This window comes from Roseateles sp. GW835-FHT13E02, from assembly GCF_058794035.1.
In genome coordinates, this window is sequence record NZ_JBXAGJ010000003.1 from 206,416 (window position 1) to 223,672 (window position 17,257).

Consider the following 17,257-nt stretch of genomic DNA (forward strand, 5'->3'; position numbering starts at 1 on the left):
TTCAGGACGGCAGGGCATCCCCCGAACGTGGACGCGGGCGGGCGCCGACCCTGAGCACCGCCATCAGGCCCAGGCCCAGCAAAACGGCGCTGGCCGGCTCGGGCACGGGCTGGGCCTCGAAGGCCACCTCGCTGAGCATGGTGGCGGTGTCGTAACGCAGCACCTGCAGCTGCAGGCTGCTGCCGACAAAGCCGGGGCCCAGGTTCAGCACCGAGGCAAAGGGCGCGTCGCCAGCCGGGTCCATGATGTCAAAGCTCTGCGACTGGCCGCCCACCGTGACGATGAAACCGCGCGGTGTGGCGACATTGCCATAACCGTTGGCATCGTCGTGCCAGATGGTCAGCTGGCTGAAGGCCAGGGTTTCGGCAAAGTGGAAGGTGATGACGGGGTCCATGGCCGACCAACCGACGTAGGGGCCGGTGCCTTCGAGGTTCTCGACGCGGTCCCAGCGATCGGTGGCGATGACGCCGTCGCTCAGGTCGCCCAGGCCGCCGCTCAGCGGTGCGAAGTCGAGCTGGGTGTTGCCGCTGCCGCTGTAGCCGCGGTCCCAGTAGTTGAAGCTGCCGCCGCTGGCGGTGCCGTAGCCATTGGGCATGTCGTAGGACGTGGGCGACACCGGCGCGGCCAGCGCCGCGGCGCTTGAAAGGGCCAGCAAGGCGGTGGCACTGCCGAACAGGCGGCGGAAGGTCGGGCGACGAGCAAGAAGACGGTTCATGGTGAACTCCTGTGTGGATGCGTTGTGGAACTGAAATCAAAGGAAGTGGAATGAATGAATGAACGAGGAAGAAGCCCCGCTCCGCCCTCAGCCACTCCTTCAGTCCTTACGCATTCCGCCGCCCACAGCGGCCACGCGGAGATCGACAAACTAGGGGTGTACCCCGCTCCAGCGCCGCAGCAGCAGCAAGACCAGCAGCATCAAGCCGCCCGTCGCCAGACCCAGGCCCAGCGAGGCCGGGCTCAGGGCGGCGAAGCGGAACACCTCGCGCAGCGGCGCCAGCCAGAACACCGCGGCCAACAACACGGCGGTGGCGGCCAGCACCTGCCAGAGCACGCGGTTGGGCCGCAACAAGGCCTCGCGCCAGCGCCCGCTCAGGCTGCGGCTGGCCAGGATCAGGGCGATATTGCAGCTGACCAGGGCCAGGAAAGCCGTGCCCCGCACCGCCTCCTGGCTCATCGGGCCACGGCTGAGCAGGACGGCGTACAGGCCACCCACCACCGCCAGGATCAGCGCACCCTGGGCCACGCTCCAGGCGATCAAGCGGCCGGAGAACAGCGGCGCGGCCGGGTCGCGCGGCGGCCGGCTCATCACATCGGTCTCTTCTTCCTCAGCCTCGAAGACGATGGAGCAGACGGGGTCGATCAGCAGCTCCAGAAACGCAATGTGCACCGGCGAGAGCAGAAGCGGCCAGCCGAACAAGAGCGGCAGCAGCGACAGGCCGGCAATCGGCACATGCACGGCCAGCACAAAGGCCATGGCCTTGTGCAGGTTGTCGTAGATGCGGCGGCCCAGGCGGACTGCGCCGACGATGGCCGAGAAACGGTCGTCCAGCAGCACCAGGCTGGAGGCCTCGCGGGCCACATCGGTGCCACGCCCGCCCATGGCAATGCCGATGTGGGCGGCCTTCAGCGATGGGGCGTCGTTGACCCCGTCACCGGTCATGGCCACCACCTCGCCCTGCGCCTTCAGCGCCTCGACGATGCGCAGCTTCTGCTGCGGCTTGATGCGCGCGAACACGCTGGCACCCGCCGCCAGGCGCTGACGCAGGGCTTCATCGGACAGCTGGGCCAGCTCCGGCCCGGTGATGGCGGGCTGGGCCACATCCAGGCCGGCCTGGCCGGCGATGGCGCGCGCCGTGGCCGGGTGGTCGCCGGTGATCATGAGCACGCGCAGGCCGGCGGCGCGGCATTGGGCAATCGCCTCGGGCACCTCGGGGCGCAGCGGGTCGGCAAACGCCAGCAGCCCCAGGAAACGCAGGCCGGCGAAGCCCTGCGGCCCGGCCGGCCAGGGCGGGCCCGGCAGCGCGGCATCGGCGCAGGCCACGCCCAGCACGCGCAGGCCGCGCTCGGCCATGGCCTGCGTCTCGGCCGCCACCTGGGCGCGCTGCGCCTCGCTCAGGCCACACAGTGCCGCCACCGCCTCGGCCGCGCCCTTCAGCGCCAGGCGCGAGTCGGCCAGGCCCTCGCCCTGCCAGACATGGCCCATGACCGGCAGCTCGGGGCTGAGCCCGTACTCATGCACGAGGCGCCAGCCGGGGTGGCGGCGCTCGGGGGGCAGCTGGGTCTCGGCCAGGCTGTGCAAGGCACGCTCCATCGCGTCGATGGGCGCGATCTCGCTGGCCAGCACGGCCACGTCCAGCACGTCCATCAAAGCCTCGGGCAGCGCCTGCCCGGCCGCGGCCACCCAGCGCAAAGGCGTCTCGCCGAGCGCGGCCAGCTCGGCCACGGCCATGTCGTTGACGGTCAGCGTGCCGGTCTTGTCACTGCACAACACGGTGGCGGCGCCCAGAGTCTCGATGGTGGCGGCGCGGCGCGCCAGCACGCGCTGCTGCGACAGGCGCCAGGCGCCCATGGCCATGAACACCGTCAGGATCAGCAGGAACTCCTGCGGCAGCATGGACATGGCCAGGGTGATGCCGGCCAGCACCCCGCCCAGCCAATCGCCACGCAGCAGGCCGAAGAGCAGCAGCACCAGCACGCTCAAAGCCAGGCCCAGGATGGAGAACAAGCGCACCAGGCGGCGCGTCTGCTGGTGCAGCGGCGTGGGCGGAATCTCGATCTCGGCCAGCGAGCTGCCGATGCGGCCGATCTCGCTGCGCACGCCAGTGGCCGTCACCCGCGCCAGGCCCTGGCCACCCACCACCAACGAGCCCGCAAACACCCGGCCTGCCTCCTGCTCGGCGCCGGCGCGCTTGTCCACGGCCAGCGATTCGCCACTGAGCAGGGATTCATCGGTCTGCAGGTCGTGGCTGCTGAGCAGCAGCGCATCGGCCGCCACCCGGTCGCCCTCCTCCAGCAGCAACAGATCGCCACACACCACCTCGCGGCCGGCGATGCGCTGCGCCTGGCCGCCGCGCCGCACCAGGGCGCGCGGGCTGGTCAGGTCGCGTAGAGCCTCCAGCACCTGGGCCGTGCGTTGCTCCTGGCTGACGCTGATGACGACCGTCAGCAACACAAAGGCCAGCAGCATCAGCGCCTCGCCGCGATTGCCCAGCAGCAGGTAGATGGCGCCAGCCGCCAGCAGCAGCTGCAACATGGGCTCGCGGATCAGCTCGGCCAGAATGTGCCAGACCGTGCGGTGCTGGGGCGGGCTCAGCTCGTTGGGCCCGTCCTGGGCCAGGCGGCGCGCCGCCTCGGCGGGGCTCAGGCCTTGCTGGCTGTCGTCGTCAAGGGCCGGGGGCGCTGGATGTGGCTTCATCCCCTCAGAGTATGGCCAGGGATGTGACCGCGGCATGTAGGAGAGCGCCGCGCTGGGACATGCCAGCCAACTTCAGATAGCGCTAAGCAAGCGCGCGCAGCATGGAGGCATTGCCTCAGTCAGGACCCGCGCCATGCCCCGTTTCCCCAAGATCAAGCGCCATTTGCTGCGGCCCCTGCTGTTGGGGGCCGCCCTCCTCGGCACCAATCTGGCCCGCGCCGCCACCCCGGCCGAGCTGCTGGATGGCTATGTGGCCGCGGCCCAGGCGCCGGCCGATGCCCGCCGCGGCCAGGCGTTTTTCACCCAGCGCCACGGTGCGGAGTGGAGCTGCGCCTCCTGCCACCAGGCTGTGCCGACGCGGGCGGGCCAGCACGCCGGCACCGGCAAGGAGATCGGCGCCCTCGCACCGGCCTTCAACCCACGGCGTTTCAGCGAGCCGGCCAAGGTGGAGAAATGGTTCCGCCGCAACTGCAAGGACGTGTTGAACCGCGAGTGCAGCGCCGGTGAAAAGGCAGATGTGCTCGCCTGGCTGATGACGCTCAAACCCTGAACCGAAAGGCTCACCCATGAACACAAGCACCGCCCGACTCCGCCGGCTCGCCCTGATCGGCCTGGCCCTGGTGGCGCCGCTCTGCCCTGCCGATGAAGGCCAGCGCCTGAAAGTGCCGCTGCTGCCGGCCTACCAGCAGGAATGCGCGGCCTGCCACATCGCCTACCCGCCGGGGCTCATGCCGGCGGCGTCCTGGCAGCGCATCAGCCAGAACCTCGGCAAGCACTACGGCAGCGATGCCTCGCTGGACCCCGCCACCGTGGCGCAGCTGAGCCAATGGCTGAGCGCCAACGCAGCCACGGGCAAGCGCGCCCGCGAGACGCCGCCCGAAGACCGCATCACCCGCAGCGCCTGGTTTGTGCGCGAGCACGATGAAGTGCCAGCCGCCACCTGGAAGCGCGCCTCCATCAAAAGCGCTGCCCATTGCGCCGCCTGCCACGGCGGCGCTGAACAAGGAGATTTCAATGAACACCGCATCCGCATACCCAAGTGAAGGCGACACCGGCTCGCCCGCCCCGGCGCCACAGCGCCGCGTCATCGACGCGCCAACCCGCGCCCTGCACTGGCTGCTGGCCCTGAGTTTCAGCGGCGCCTACCTCTCCGCGGAGAGCGAGCGCTGGCATCTGCTGCACATCACCCTTGGCTACACCGCCCTGGGCCTGGTGCTGGCGCGCCTGCTGTGGGCGCTGCTGGGGCCACGCCGTGTGCAGGCTTCCGTCTGGTGGGACAAGGTCCGCACGCTGCCGGCGCAGCTGCAGGCTTGGCGGCAGGGTCGCGGCTCGGTGCCGGCAGGCTTTCAGGCCCTCAACGCGGTGCTGGTGCTGGGGCTGCTGGCCACGCTGATGCTGGCCACGCTCAGCGGCATGGGCCTGGAGCTGGAATGGTGGAGCGCGAGGGCCGAATGGCTGGACGAGGCCATGGAAGAAGGCCACGAGCTGATGGGCAATCTGGTGCTGGCCCTGGCACTGGCCCATATCGGCCTGGTGCTGGGTGTCAGCCTGCTGCGGCGCCAGAACCTGGCCGGCCCCATGCTCAGCGGCAAGGCCCCCGGCCGCGGCCCGGACCTGGTGCAGCGCAATGGCGGGCTGCTGGCCGCGCTGATCGTCGCCGCGGTGCTGGGCTTCTGGGCCTGGCAGTGGCAGCAAGATGCACCACTGGGCGCGGGCCCCGACCGAGACCGGGCCAGCAGCTCACAGGGCCACGCCGAGGCCAAGGCCGGAAGCCATGACGACGACGATGACGATTGAATGAAGAAATGAGAGAAAGAAGCGAGCGGCCGGCGAGCCCGGCCTGTTCGCCGATCAGGCTTGAGCCACTTGTGCGGCTGGAGCCCCACGCCCTGCGCGGCGCCGGCTGCCCGCCAGGGCCAGCAAGGCGATGCCGCTCAGCGCCACGGTGCCAGGCTCGGGCACGGCATTGCCGAAGACCTGCACGTTCACATCGCTGGTGAAGGCGCCGCCGACGCAGCCGGCATCCTGGCCGGTGCAGGCAAAGCCGGTGAAATCGGCGGTGCCGGGGATGCTGTCGCTGAGTTTGAACAGGCGGTAGCGGTCGTCGGCACCGGGTTGCGGCAGGCCGCTGAGGGCGGCGTTGCTGGCATGGGCAAAGGTGCCGCGGCCACCGTCCAGATCGATGCCGAACTGCACCAGGGTGTTGGACGCGAAATGCAGGCCCAGGTTGTCGAAATCCACGCGGTAGAGCGCGCGCGGACCCTCGGGGCTGTCGAAGGTGCTGCCATCGACATAGGCCACACGGGTGGCGCTGATGCTGGGGCCGCTGCCGCTGCCCGGGGTGGCGTCGCTGCCGCTGCTCAGGTTGGAGAAGGCCAGGCGCTGCAGGCCGTCGCCATCGGCGTCGCCAATGTAGAAGGACAGCGAGCTGTACAGATCGCCCAGAAAACTGTCGGTGGCGCCGCCCACCACCCAGGTGCTGATCTTGCTGACGTTCCAGCCGAGCAGGCTGTTGCCGAGCTGGAAGTCATCGCCCGCGAACTCGCGCGGTGCGCCCGCATTGACGGCGGTGTTGCTGCGCGGGCTGCCGGCCGGGCTGTTCAGATTGGCCGTGGGCAGGCCGCGATCCACCAGCAGCGTGGGCGTGGCCAGGGCGCTGCCGGCGCTGCCCAGGAAGAGGCTGGCGGCGGCCAGGGCACCGAGGACCAGGCGGCCGGGCATGGCAGCAAGAGAAAAGGCGTTCTTCATCATCATCGTCATCGGGGCACTCCATCCACTCGGGGGATTCTCGTCATCAACAAGGGCAAGGGCGGCAGCCTCATCGGCGCCGAACCGACCGGATTCAGGCGCTGGCGGGCGGCGACCTCGGCCTCTGCAGCGAGGGTATCGCCTGGGGCCGCGCTTGTCCCCCCTAGGTCATGGGAAAAACCCGCCCTTTTCACCACGGTTCGCCCCTAGGGGCAGCGGTGGGAATGGGGTCAGGTCTTGCTCGATCAAGGTGCTACCGCAGCCGGGCGAATCTCGACCGTGGCCTTGAGCGTCAAAGGCACGCCCTTGCGCAAGGAGCACACACCCACCACCGAGCGCACATGGCTGCCCCGCACCGGGCCGAAGACCTGGTGCAGCAGATCCGAGGCGCCGTCCAGCACCTCGGCATGGGCCTCGAACTCGGGCACGGTGTGAAGCGAACCCTGCAGCTCGACGAACTGGACCACCTCGTCGAGCGAGCCGAGCTCGGCCCGCAGCGCCGCCATCAGCTCCAGCGCCGCCGAGCGCGCGAAGGCATAACCCTGCTCGGCGCTGAACTCGCGGCCCAGCTTGCCGCGCGGCAATACCCCGTCCACCGGCGACGGTGCCTTGCCGGACAAGAACAGCCAGGGCCCGCTGCGCAGCGCAGCCACATAGTTGCCGGCCGGCGCGCTGGTCGGGGGCAGGACCAGGCCCAGCTGGGCGAGACGTTGTTCGGTGGACATGGAGATGGCCTCGGGTGAAGGGGTGAACAGGTGAACGGGTGAAGGGCGAGTTAAGCGGTGGGGGTGTTCTTGAGGTCGGAGTTCAGCTCGCGCCAGGCGTCGGCGCCGATCCAGCGCGCGCTCGGCTCGGGGCGCTCGCGCAGGCGCTTCGCGATGAGCAAAGCCCGGGCGCGTAGCACCGGGTTGCGCTTGCCGATCTGGCGCAGGGCCCAGCTGACCGATTTCTTGACGAAGTTACGCGGGTCGGCCGCGGCGGCTTCGATCTTTACAAAGTGCTCGCTGAAGGCCTCGTCCGAGCCGGCCTTGTCATGCACGGCCAGCACCGCCAGCAGCGAAAACGCCGCCCGCTTGACGAATTCTGCCTCGTCCTCCGCCCAGACCTCGATGCGGCCCCAGGCCAGCGGCGTGCGCCGAAACGCGTTCAGGCAGGCCTGATCGCAGACGTCCCAGGACTGCATGCTCTGGGTCCAGTGGTCCATCTCGGCCGCGCTCAGACGCTCCGGCTCTGCCAGCAAAGAAGCGAGGATCTGCGCCTCCGGAATGCCGCTGTCCCAGAGCGCCAGCGCCAGCGCATGGTCCTGGCCCAGCGCCTTGCCCAGGCTGCGCAGCGTGGGCACCGCCAGGCCCAGGCGCTTGGCCCCGGTCAGCCCGAAACACGCCATGCCCGCCAACTGCTCAGGCCGCGCCTCGGCTTGCAAGCGAGCCAAGGTCTTTTCCAGGCGTTGCGGAACGGTGGCGAAAGCGGGCGAAGGGGGCACGAGGCGAAGCTGGGGCTTGGCGGGCGGCATGGTGGGCTGGAATTCGCTGGCTGGGGTGTGATCATGCATGGGAACAAGGAGTCTGCGTCGCCCGGGACCGCAAACGCCATACGAACAGGTGCGCTGGGCAGATCACCCGCGTCAAACTCGATTCATTTCCAGCACGTAGACTGTCCATGCCATTTGACGTTATGGCCCGGCCAAGTCGGCTTTCACCCGAGCTCCCATCCTTGCTTCGTTCGCCACAGCCGGGCACCGTCACCCTACCCTGTCCTGTCCCCGGGAGGCCCACATGATCATCGTCACCACATCATTCAGCTTGCCAAGGCCGCTCAGCGGCGAAGAAGCACGCCAGATCTTTCTCAGTACTGCTCCCAAGTACCTGGGCGTGCCTGGCCTGCTCCGCAAGCACTATGTGCTGTCCGAAGACGGCCAAACCGCGGGGGGCGTCTACTTGTGGAACTCTCGCGCCGAAGCCGAATCGATGTACACCGAGGCCTGGCGCGTGTTCGTTCGCGAGAAGTACCAAACCGAGCCTGTCGTTCGCTATTTCGAGAGCGCGGTCACGGTTGACAATGGATCGAATCAGATCAGCGCTTGAGGGCCATCGGGGTCAAACGTGCGGTGGAGAGAGAAAGCACACGCCTCGGTCGCGGGCGGTGCGAAGAACACCGGCCTTCCTCGATCCGTATCGGCCCCCGTGTTTTCCCATCGTTCAATCAAAGCCCTGACCTTCTGCCCCACACTCAACCAGCGGAGTTCCCATGAAAATCACCGTCACCACCCTCGTCCCCGCTCCCCTGCCCGCTGTCTGGTTGGCCTACACCACGCCCGAGGACATCAAGGTCTGGAACACGGCCTCGCCGGATTGGCACACGACCGCGGCCACCGTCGACCTGCGCCCGGGCGGCAAGTTTTCTTCGCGCATGGAGGCCAAGGACGGCTCCTTTGGTTTTGATTTCGCGGGCGAGTACACGCACATCGCTCCGCATCAGCGCATCGAGTACGTGTTTGGCGACCGCAGCGGCATCGTCGAGTTCAGCGAGAGCGCCGCAGGCGTCCAGGTGACGGTCACGTTCGACGGCGAAACCACCCACTCGGAAGAGCAGCAGCGCACGGGCTGGCAAGCCATCCTGGACAACTTTGCGCGCCATTTGAAGGGCAAACTGGCGGCGGAATGAGCCCCAGCCCTCTCGGGCGAGAATCACCGCAACATGACCGAACCGAGCAGAGCCCGAAGAAAGGCAGCTGACCCACCATGCAACAGGTGATCCATCACATCCCACCCCGCGCAACCGCGCGCATCGTGGCCGCCGTCGGCGGAGCGCTGGCCTTGGCCGGCATGCTTCTGGCCGGCCTGCTGAGCATCTGGCTGCCCGGTGTTGCCACATTCCACAACATGCCAATGGCTCTGGCCTTGTTCCTGGTGCCGATCGGCTGGTGGCTGAGCCTGTACCTGAGCACCTGGATCGTCTGCGGCATGTACAACCTGTGCGCCCCTCACTTCGGCGGCATCACTCTCGTTCTGGACGACGCCACTGCGGTTCAGCGTCCGCGCTGAGGGCATGACGTGGCCGACAGGCTGCCCGCATGAGAAGCCTTGCGCTGATCCTTGGGGCCCTGTTCGCCCTTGTTCACCCCGCATGCGCCCAGGAGCCCGAACGCCAGCCCCCGGCCGGCATGGTGGGCGTGCTGCGCTGGCCCGGGCTGTTCGGCGCCGATCCCTGCGACCCGACGCCGGCCAAGCCTGTCCCGATCTTTGCGAGCCCTCGGGCCAAGGTGCCCATCGGCACGCTCGAGCTCGTGCGCGCGGCGAAGCCTGAACCGGAGGGCGGATGCAGCAGCGGGCGAGTTGTGGGCCTGCGACGGTATGGCGCCCCGCAGGCCGAGGCCCTGCCGACGATCGAGATCGAGTACGAGCAGCCGGCTGCCATCGCCATCGCAAGATCGGGCCCCTGGTGCCAGCTGCTCCTGCGCTCAGGCAGCGCCTGGGTCCATGAATCTTGCGAAACAGGCTTCATCTCGCTCGAAGCGCTCTGGGCCGACAAGCCCTGGCTCTACCTGCTGGAGGGCGCCATCGAACAGGCGCGCAGCCAGCCGGGCAACTCAGGGCAGAGCCTGCAGATTGGCGATCGCGCCAAGGCCCCGGCCTTGCGCTCGGCCCATGTGCTGGGCCGCCGCATCGTGGATGGGCAGACCTGGCTGCATCTGGCCGCAAGCGGGGTGAAGGAATGCGAGCGCAGCCCCCTGCCGGATGAAGTGTTCGAGCTGTGGCTGCCGCTGCGGAATGCAGCCGGCCGGCCGAACCTCTGGTTCCACGCGCGTGGGTGTTAGTTCGCGTGCCCTACAGCGCCTGCCGGTAGCGTTGACCTTTGAAGCGCAGCACCAGCTCGCGCGTACCGATCTGTTCGAGCACATGCTCGGGGCCGAGCTTGGCGCCTTCGCGCAGCACCTCGCCGTTGGCGATCACGAAACGGCTGGCCGGGTCTTCGGAATAGACGGAACCGCTGATCGCCAGCTTGGGCAGCTCGCGTCGCAGGCTCTCGGGCAACTCGGCCAGGCGCGGGATGGGCGCGGCCTCCGTGGGCGCGCTGGCCTTGGCGGCCAGCACTGGGGCGGAAGCGGAAGGCTTGAGCGCGGTGACGGGCGGCGCGATGACGGGCGCCGGGGCCGCAAGCGGCGGAGGCGGCAGCGTTGGGGCCGCAATTGGTGTGGATGTCGGCGCTGATGCCGGCAATGTTGGGGCAGTGCCAGCGACGGCTGGCAGCGGCGGCGCCTCGGCACGCTGCTGCTGCTGCGGCAGCTGACCGACAGGCCCACTGACAGGTACATCCGCCGGGCTGCTGCCGCCGGCCCACCAGCTGCCCACGCCGACCCCCGCCAGCAGGAGCACATCGACGGCGCCGCCAGCGGCCCAGAGCCGGCCTCGGCGCGGGCTCAGAGCAGCGCCCACCGCGGCGGCGCTGCCTGCGGGTGGCTGGGCGTGCAGGCCGGGGACCTGGCCGCGCTCGCGTTCGCGGTCGGCTTCGGCACGGCGCAGGGCGTCGAGGATGTAGGACATGGCGGCTCGTTTGATCTCTCTTCTATCGGTCGTTCGGTCGTCCGCTGCGTTCAGCGCGCTGGCGCCAGCCGCGGCTCGTCCACACCCGCGGCGCGGTTGAGTCGCATCAGCGTGATCGGGCCGACGCGGCCGTCCGGCTGCAAGCCCTGACTGGCTTGGAAAGCCTGGATGCGCGGGCTCAGCTCGGCCCAGCCGGGCAGCACAGCGGAAGCGGCAGCAGGGGCGCCGCCCGGCACGGCGCTGCGACTCAGGGCGTCCAGCTGGCCGGCCAGCCATTCGCGCAAGGGCCCGGCATTGGCGGCCCGCTCGGCATAGCCCGGCGGCGCGCGCCACAAGGTGCTGAACTCACCGCGCCAGGCGCTGGCCAGCTCCGCCAGCGCCAGCCGGCGCGGCCGGCCGTCCACCCACAGCGTCAGCTCCTGCCCGTCCAGGCCCACCAGCGCGGCCAGTGCCGGCGCCTGGCCCGGGCGCTGCAGGGTCAAAAGCACCGGCCGGTCCATCAGGCGGATCAGGGACAGGCTGCCGCTGACGCTGCGGTAGCACTGCAGGCCTTGCAGGGCGGCCGCGTCGCACGGTTTTGCCTCGTTCGGCGCCAGGGGCAAGCCCCAGCGCTCGGCCAGCGCGGCCCAGGCGGCAGCGTCAGAGGGCGTCCAGTCGGCCAGCTGCAGCGGCTCGGCAGTTGGCCGCTCGGGCGGAGGCGCGCTGCTGGCAGCCGAGGCCGGCGGCGCCGCGGCGCTGGCAGCGGCCGGGACCGAGGAGGCAGCGGCAGAAGCCGGAACTGAAGGGGTCGCAGCCAACAAAGCCGCCGAGCTGGCGGCTTGTTTTCGTCCTGCCGGAGATTGCGTTTGCACGGCCCAGGTCAGCCCGGCGCCGACCAGCACCACCGCCGAGAGCACCGCCAGGCCGGACCCCAGATGCGGCAGCCCGCGCCTCGGGCTGGCCGCAGGCGCATCGAACACCTCGGCCGCGGCCTGGCGCACGATGGCCGGCGTGACCTTGGCCTGGCTGCCGGCATAGGCCCCCAAGAGCGCGCGATCGCAGAGCAGGTTGATGCGGCGCGGCACGCCGCGGGTCAGGCGGTGAACCCAGCGCAGGGCGGCGTGGTCCAGGGGCAGCGGACCGGTGAGGCCGGCCACTTTCATGCGGTGCTGGATGTACTGGGCCGTTTCCGCCTCGGACAGGGCGCCCAGGTGGAAGCGCGCAATCACGCGCTGGGCCAGCTGCTCCAGCTCCGGCCGGGCCAGCATGCCGCGCAGCTCGGGCTGGCCGATCAGCACCACCTGCAGCAGCTTGCGCGTGGCGGTTTCGAGATTGGTCAGCAAGCGCAGCTGCTCCAGCACATCGGCCGAGAGGTTCTGCGCCTCATCGATGATCAGGACGTTGTTGCGACCGGCGGCATGCTGGGCCAGCAGGAAGGCGTTGAGCGGGTCGAGGTAGTCCTTGACCGTCTGCGCACCCGCGGGCACCGGCACGTGGAACTCGTCGCAGATCGCCTGCAGCAGCTCACGCACGGTGAGCTTGGGGTTGAAGATGTAGGCGACGTTGCAGTTCGGCGGGATCTGCTCCAGAAAGCAGCGGCAGACCGTGGTCTTGCCGGCGCCGATTTCGCCGGTGAGCAGCACGAAGCCGCCGCCGCCCTCCAGGCCATAGAGCAGATGGGCCAGGGCCTCGCGGTGGCGCTCGCTCATGAAGAGGTAATGCGGGTCCGGCGCGATCGAGAACGGGGCGTGTTTCAGGCCGAAATAGGACGCGTACATGGGGCGGCAGGATAACCGCTGCCTCGGCGGCGCCGGGAATGGCCAAGCCACCCGTTTCGGCCGCCTGCGGTGCGATAAGCGCATGGCATGCGCCACAAAACGCCTAAGCTCAGGAGCGCCCCGCATAGGCAGGTTTTGCGCAGACGCCGCACAATCCTGCATCTGCTTGCAATCCAACCCTCCATTCATCCCACCGCTTCGCGCCGACCCGGCACGGGGTGGCCCAACGAGTGACCGACACCACGATGAGCCTCGCCACCGCTTCCCAAGCCCGCAGCCCCCTGCTGCGCCCGAGCACCCTGGCCCGCGCTGCGGCGCTGAGCCTGGCCTTGATGAGCGCCGGAGGCGCCAGCACCTGGCTGCCCGCGGCCCAGGCGGCCGCCAGCGCCACGGCCAGCGTGGCCTGGCAGCCGGCCGCCGGTGATGCCGACATCGAACGCGCTTTCGCTCAGGCCCGCGCCGAGAAAAAGCCGGTGCTGCTGTACTGGGGCGCCAAGTGGTGCCCGCCCTGCAACCAGCTGAAGGCGACCCTGTTCAATCGCGTGGATTTCATCGAACAGACGCGTGCCATCGTGCCGGTGCACATCGACGGTGACCTGCCCGGCGCGCAAAAGCTGGGCACGCGCTTCAAGGTGCGCGGCTACCCGACCATGATTCTGTTCAACCCCGAGGGCCAGGAGCTGACCCGCCTGCCGGGCGAGATCGATGCGCCCCAGGTCATCAAGGTGCTGCAGCTGGGCCTGGCCGGTGGCCGCCCGGTCAAGAGCGTGCTGGCCGATGCCAAAGCCGGCAAGAAGCTGAACGCCAACGAGTGGCGCCTGCTGGGCTTCTACTCCTGGGAGACCGATGAGCAGCAGCTGGTGCCGCCGGCCGAGCTGCCGGGCCTGCTGGCCCAGCTGGCCGCCGCCTCGCAAGGCGTGGACGCCGACACCAGCACCCGGCTGTGGCTCAAGGCCCTGTCGGCCAATGACAATGGCAAAGCCCTGAAGGTCGATGCCGCCCTGCGCGAACGTGTGAGCAAGGTGCTGGAGAGCGCCGAGCAAAGCCGCGCCCAGATGGATGTGCTGGCCTACGGCGCGACGGACATCGTCAAGACCCTGGCCCCGGCCGCCGGCGCGGAGCGCAATGCCCTGCTGGCGCAGTACGAGACCGCGCTGAAGCGCCTGGAAGCCGATGCCACCCTGTCGCGCGGCGACCGTCTGCAAGCCCTGCTGACCCGGGTGCAACTGGCCCGCCTCGATGTCGCACCGACCGAGCTGCATCCCAAGCTGAACCCGACCCTGGTCAAGGAAGTGAAGGACCACGCCGCCCGCGCCGACCGCGAGATCACCGATGGCTACGAGCGCCAGGCCGTGATCACCTCGGCCGCCTACCTGCTGGGCCAGGCCGGCCAGTGGAAGGACAGCGACGATCTGCTCAAGGCCAGCCTGAGCAAGAGCCACTCGCCCTACTACCTGATGAGCTCCCTGGGCAGCAATGCCAAGAAGCAAGGCCGCAAGGACGAGGCCCTGAAGTGGTACGAGGAGGCCTTCAACAAGAGCGAAGGCCCGGCCACCCGCCTGCAGTGGGGCTCCGGCTATTTCGCCGCCCTGACCGAGCTGGCGCCGCAGGACGCCGCCCGCATCGAGAAGACCGCCGCCCAGCTCTTCAGCGAAGCGGCGCAGGACAAGGGCAGCTTCTACGAGCGCAGCGCCCGTTCGCTGCAAAAGGTGGGCAGCTCGCTGGCCAAATGGAACGACAAGGGCCAGCATGACGCCGTGCTCAGCCGCCTCAAGACCCAGCTGGACGGCATCTGCGCCAAGGTCGACACGGCCGACAAGCAACGCGAAACCTGCGAATCGCTGGTGAAGGCACCGGGCAAGAAGGCCTGAGCGCGCAAGCACGCTGAACTGCCCATGAAAAAGGCCGGCTCGTGATGGCGAGCCGGCCTTTGCTTTTTGTGATGCCTGCGTGCGGCGCGGCGCTCAACGCTGGGTGACCACGACCTCGGGGTCGAAGCGCAAGACCTTGTTGAAGGCCGGCCCTCCCCCTTGGATGAGAGCCACCAGCACCAGGCTCAGCTCCCAGCGCAGGGACTTGCTGGCCGGTGCCTTGACCGTGACCGGGTCGGAACGCAGCACGTAGTGCCCATCCACAGCCTCCATGGGGCTGCTGAAGGCCAGCGCGGTCCAGGGGCTCTCCTCGCCCTCCGATTCGAAGGGGCTCAAGGTCTGGTTGCTGCCATCGGCCTCGTTGAGCACGGTGTAGAACTTGGCTTCACGGACCGTGTAGTTGACTTCGGCGTACTCGTTCGCAAACGACATGATCAGCTCGACACGGAAATCGTCGCCTTGCTGCAGTTCGATGGCACCGGCATTCTTCGGCTGGGTGCTGAGCTCTCCGGGATTGACCCAGACCAGATTGCGGCTGATTTGATCGCCGTTGAAAGACAGTTTCAGGACCTTGGTCATCTTCATATTCGAACCTCCTTGATGAATCGTCACTGGGCTTGCTGTTGGTGATAGCGCCTCTCACTGCGCAGGGCCGCCAATGTCGGCTCCTGCTCGATGAGATGCGAGGGGTAGCCCGCAGCGCGGGCTTGCTGCAATCGGGTCAGCGCCAGATCGCGCTGGCCCGAAAGTTCGGCGGCCAGGCTGGCCCGGAACAGGACATCGGGCACCAGCGGTGCCAGCTGCAGGGCGCGCTGCGTCCAATCGGCCGCGCGCTGGCGGTCCTGGCTGCGCGCGGCGTAGAGGCCGGCACGGCTGAGCAAGGTGGCGTCCTTGGGGTAGCGCGCCAGCAGGGGCTCGATCAGCTGCAGGGCGCGGCCATAGCCCTCGCGCGCCTGCTCGCCGCGGCCGGGCAGCAGCAACAAGGTGTCGGCCCAGTTGGCCCACATCAGGTAGTCACCGGGCCGGCCCTTGTCGGCCGACAAAGCGGCTTCAAAAGCCTCGGCCGCCTGCACATAGCGGCCCCGGTTGTAGAGCAGATTGCCGAGGTTGGTGTAGAGCTGGCTGCTGGGCCGGGCCTTCAGGCCCTGTTGCAGCAAGGCCTCGGCTTCATCGGCCCGGTCGGTGCGCAGCAGCACCGCGCTCAGGTTGGCATAACTGTTCACCCCGCCGGCACGCTGGGCGATGCTGCGGCGGAACAGCGCTTCGGCAGCAGCCAGATCGCCTTTTTCGTAGAACACCGTGCCCAGGTTGTCCATCAAGCGGCTGTTCTGGGGGTGGCGCTTGAGCGCGCTCTCGAACAGCAGCTGTGCTTCGTCCAGCCGGCGCTGGCGGGTCAGGAACATGCCGTAGCCATTGATCACCTGCACATCCTGGCCGTCCAGCAGCAAGGCCTTGGCATAGGCCGACTCGGCCTCGGCGCTACGGCCCTGCAGCTTGAGCACCATGCCACGGGCGGCATGGCTCAGGGCCAGCATGGGGTCATGGCGCAGGGCCAGCTGCGAGCTGGCGTCGGCACGCTGCAGCCAGGCTTCGTCCACGCTTTCGTTGTGATAGCGGGTGGCATAGGCCAGGGCCAGGGTGGCCTGCACCCAGGCATGCTGGGGCTTCTCGGCGGCCAGCTGTTCCAGCAGGGCCAGGGCTTGCTCGAGCGCACCCAAGTCTTCGTCCGAACCCTGGATCAGCTGCTCGGCCTGCGCCAGGCGCTGCGGCCAGGGCGCCGGCTGGCCCGGCAGGCGCAGATAGCCCTGGCTGGCGGCCAGGCCCAGGCCCAGCAGCAAGGCCGCCGCCCCGCTCCACAACCAGCGGCGCCTGCCGGCCGCGGCAGGCGATGGCGGCAGACCTTCAGCCTGCAGCAGCGGGCGAGCGGGCGCGGGCACCGAGCGCGGGCGCGGGAAGGTGCTGCCCGGCAGCCAGCCGTCCTGCAGAGTGAGCAGGGCCTCGTGCACCTCGGCCATGCTGGCCGGACGCAGCTCGGGCTGGCGGCTGACCATGCGCTGCACCAGAGCGGCCAGCGGCGCCAGGCCGGGCGGCAGCTCGGGCAGGGCCAGGATCAACTCGCTGCCATGCAGCTTGTGGTGGGCCAGGGCCAGAGGGTCGGGTTCCATGAAGGCGCGCTGGCCGCTGAGCATCTCGCCCAGCACCAGGCCGAGGGCGTAGATGTCGCTGGCCACGCTGGCCGGCCGGCCCAGCATCTGCTCGGGCGCCATGTAAGCCAAGGTGCCGGCAACCAGGGGCTGGCCGCTGGCGCCCGATGTACCGGATGTGCCCGGGCCCATCGTGGCCATGCGGTCGATCAGCCGGGCCACCCCAAAATCCAGGATGCGCAGCCGGCCGCTGTCATCGATCATCAGATTGGCAGGCTTGATGTCGCCGTGGGCGATGTTCAGCTGATGGGCCTCGGCCAGCGCCTCGCTGGCTTGCAGGGCCCAATCCAGGGCCTGCTCCACGCTCAGCGGGCCGGCGGCCAGCACACGGCTGAGGCTGCGACCCTGCACCCGCTCCATGACGATATGACCGGCGCCCTGGTCGACGAACACGTCGTAGACGGTGACGAAGGCGCGATGGCTGACGCGGGCGGCCAAGCGGGCCTCTTGCACCCAGGCCTCGGCATCGCCGGCGGCTCCGACCTGCAGGTTCAGGCGCTTGAGGGCCACGCCGCGCTGCAAGCGGCTGTCCCAGGCGGCATAGACGGCACCATGGCCGCCCTCGCCCAGCAGCTCGCGCAGCTCATAACGGGCAAAGTCCACACGGCCGGCGCTGGGCAGCAGCTGGGGTGCGTCCACCCGGCCCCGCAAAGGCAGGGGCTCGGTGCTCTGAACCGTCGACTTGTCCTCACCCCCGTCCCGCATGCGCTGCGCATCC

The 17,257-nt window shown here is 69.2% G+C and carries 17 protein-coding genes; 8 read left to right on the plus strand and 9 right to left on the minus strand.

What is annotated here, in order from left to right:
- Position 1: 1 nt before the first annotated feature.
- Positions 2–715, minus strand: a complete 714-nt coding sequence (locus tag AC1Q6P_RS04315; RefSeq protein WP_492663388.1) for a hypothetical protein — start codon at positions 713–715, stop codon at positions 2–4.
- Positions 716–865: 150 nt separating this feature from the next.
- The gene (locus AC1Q6P_RS04320) at positions 866–3,415 is read right to left on the minus strand and encodes a cation-translocating P-type ATPase (RefSeq protein WP_492663389.1); all 2,550 of its coding nucleotides are present in this window, start codon (positions 3,413–3,415) and stop codon (positions 866–868) included.
- A 133-nt stretch (positions 3,416–3,548) separates the two neighbouring features.
- Here AC1Q6P_RS04320 and AC1Q6P_RS04325 point away from each other — a divergent pair, with 133 nt between their 5' ends.
- The 3 genes from AC1Q6P_RS04325 to AC1Q6P_RS04335 are packed head-to-tail and all read left to right on the plus strand — an operon-like array spanning position 3,549 to position 5,212.
- The gene (locus AC1Q6P_RS04325) at positions 3,549–3,965 is read left to right on the plus strand and encodes a DUF1924 domain-containing protein (RefSeq protein WP_492663390.1); all 417 of its coding nucleotides are present in this window, start codon (positions 3,549–3,551) and stop codon (positions 3,963–3,965) included.
- A gap of 16 nt (positions 3,966–3,981) precedes the next feature.
- Complete coding sequence (locus AC1Q6P_RS04330; RefSeq protein ID WP_492663391.1) at positions 3,982–4,458, plus strand: diheme cytochrome c; 477 nt, start codon at positions 3,982–3,984, stop codon at positions 4,456–4,458.
- Positions 4,430–5,212: a cytochrome b/b6 domain-containing protein gene (locus AC1Q6P_RS04335; RefSeq protein ID WP_492663392.1), complete on the plus strand. Its 783-nt coding sequence runs from the start codon at positions 4,430–4,432 to the stop codon at positions 5,210–5,212. Before AC1Q6P_RS04330 ends, AC1Q6P_RS04335 begins: the two co-directional genes overlap by 29 nt.
- Positions 5,213–5,266: 54 nt before the next feature.
- On the opposite strand, the gene AC1Q6P_RS04340 is transcribed toward AC1Q6P_RS04335, so the two are convergent.
- The 3 genes from AC1Q6P_RS04340 to AC1Q6P_RS04350 all read right to left on the minus strand — a co-directional run bounded on the left by AC1Q6P_RS04340 (position 5,267) and on the right by AC1Q6P_RS04350 (position 7,715).
- The gene (locus AC1Q6P_RS04340) at positions 5,267–6,175 is read right to left on the minus strand and encodes a PEP-CTERM sorting domain-containing protein (protein WP_492663393.1); all 909 of its coding nucleotides are present in this window, start codon (positions 6,173–6,175) and stop codon (positions 5,267–5,269) included.
- A gap of 233 nt (positions 6,176–6,408) precedes the next feature.
- Positions 6,409–6,888, minus strand: a complete 480-nt coding sequence (locus AC1Q6P_RS04345; RefSeq protein WP_492663394.1) for a RidA family protein — start codon at positions 6,886–6,888, stop codon at positions 6,409–6,411.
- A 50-nt stretch (positions 6,889–6,938) separates the two neighbouring features.
- Positions 6,939–7,715, minus strand: a complete 777-nt coding sequence (locus tag AC1Q6P_RS04350; RefSeq protein ID WP_492663395.1) for a DNA alkylation repair protein — start codon at positions 7,713–7,715, stop codon at positions 6,939–6,941.
- A gap of 223 nt (positions 7,716–7,938) precedes the next feature.
- On the opposite strand from AC1Q6P_RS04350, the gene AC1Q6P_RS04355 reads away from it, so the two are divergent.
- The 4 genes from AC1Q6P_RS04355 to AC1Q6P_RS04370 all read left to right on the plus strand — a co-directional run bounded on the left by AC1Q6P_RS04355 (position 7,939) and on the right by AC1Q6P_RS04370 (position 9,980).
- Positions 7,939–8,247 carry a YdhR family protein gene (locus AC1Q6P_RS04355; protein ID WP_102768826.1) on the plus strand — a complete coding sequence of 103 codons (309 nt, stop codon included), beginning with the start codon at positions 7,939–7,941 and terminating at the stop codon, positions 8,245–8,247.
- A 163-nt stretch (positions 8,248–8,410) separates the two neighbouring features.
- Complete coding sequence (locus AC1Q6P_RS04360; protein ID WP_492663396.1) at positions 8,411–8,827, plus strand: SRPBCC domain-containing protein; 417 nt, start codon at positions 8,411–8,413, stop codon at positions 8,825–8,827.
- A 77-nt stretch (positions 8,828–8,904) separates the two neighbouring features.
- Positions 8,905–9,207 carry a hypothetical protein gene (locus AC1Q6P_RS04365; RefSeq protein WP_492663397.1) on the plus strand — a complete coding sequence of 101 codons (303 nt, stop codon included), beginning with the start codon at positions 8,905–8,907 and terminating at the stop codon, positions 9,205–9,207.
- Between the two features lie 29 nt (positions 9,208–9,236).
- Positions 9,237–9,980 carry a hypothetical protein gene (locus AC1Q6P_RS04370; protein ID WP_492663398.1) on the plus strand — a complete coding sequence of 248 codons (744 nt, stop codon included), beginning with the start codon at positions 9,237–9,239 and terminating at the stop codon, positions 9,978–9,980.
- Positions 9,981–9,990: 10 nt separating this feature from the next.
- Here AC1Q6P_RS04370 and AC1Q6P_RS04375 read toward each other — a convergent pair whose 3' ends face one another.
- Entirely contained in the window at positions 9,991–10,707 is a 717-nt protein-coding gene (locus AC1Q6P_RS04375) for a general secretion pathway protein GspB (protein ID WP_492663399.1), read from the minus strand.
- 50 nt (positions 10,708–10,757) lie between these two features.
- Entirely contained in the window at positions 10,758–12,464 is a 1,707-nt protein-coding gene (locus tag AC1Q6P_RS04380) for an AAA family ATPase (RefSeq protein ID WP_492663400.1), read from the minus strand.
- A 245-nt stretch (positions 12,465–12,709) separates the two neighbouring features.
- Between AC1Q6P_RS04380 and AC1Q6P_RS04385 the strand changes: the two genes are divergently transcribed.
- Positions 12,710–14,335 (plus strand): thioredoxin family protein, encoded by a 1,626-nt coding sequence (locus tag AC1Q6P_RS04385; protein WP_492663401.1) that lies wholly within the window; start codon positions 12,710–12,712, stop codon positions 14,333–14,335.
- Between the two features lie 93 nt (positions 14,336–14,428).
- Here the strand turns inward: AC1Q6P_RS04385 and AC1Q6P_RS04390 are convergent, their stop codons facing one another.
- Together AC1Q6P_RS04390 and AC1Q6P_RS04395 are read right to left on the minus strand one after the other, a co-directional pair.
- Positions 14,429–14,920, minus strand: a complete 492-nt coding sequence (locus AC1Q6P_RS04390) for a hypothetical protein (protein ID WP_492663402.1) — start codon at positions 14,918–14,920, stop codon at positions 14,429–14,431.
- 23 nt (positions 14,921–14,943) lie between these two features.
- On the minus strand, positions 14,944–17,244 hold the full coding sequence (locus AC1Q6P_RS04395; RefSeq protein WP_492663403.1) for a protein kinase domain-containing protein: 2,301 nt from the start codon (positions 17,242–17,244) through the stop codon (positions 14,944–14,946).
- Positions 17,245–17,257 lie beyond the last annotated feature (13 nt).